We start from the raw sequence: 252 nt of genomic DNA, 5'->3' as shown, positions 1-252 counted from the left end.
GACATGGATAGCCAGCGTGACGACATTTCTGGAATATTCCGTATAGGCTTGTCTCAGTCATTTGGCACACTGCATATCATTCCAGCGATTGACCAGCTTAGACAGCTTTACCCTCAGCTGAGAATTGAAGTGCATTTGTTCGATTACAAAGTGGACATGATTGAGGAGCGTTTGGATCTCTGGATCACTAACAATGAAGACTTGCCTGAAGGTTACATTGCGCAGCGCCTAGCCGACAGCCAGTTTGTGGTA

1 protein-coding gene is annotated in these 252 nt (G+C 46.4%); it reads left to right on the top strand.

The window, feature by feature from the left end:
- Window positions 1-252, top strand: a 252-nt coding sequence (locus tag AB4512_RS23005; RefSeq protein WP_372175841.1) for a LysR substrate-binding domain-containing protein, incomplete at both ends; no start/stop codon positions are given.

The organism is Vibrio sp. 10N.222.52.B7 (genome assembly GCF_041474275.1).
Taxonomy (GTDB): Bacteria; Pseudomonadota; Gammaproteobacteria; order Enterobacterales; family Vibrionaceae; genus Vibrio; species Vibrio crassostreae_C.
This window is presented reverse-complemented; position numbering and strand designations above follow the sequence as displayed.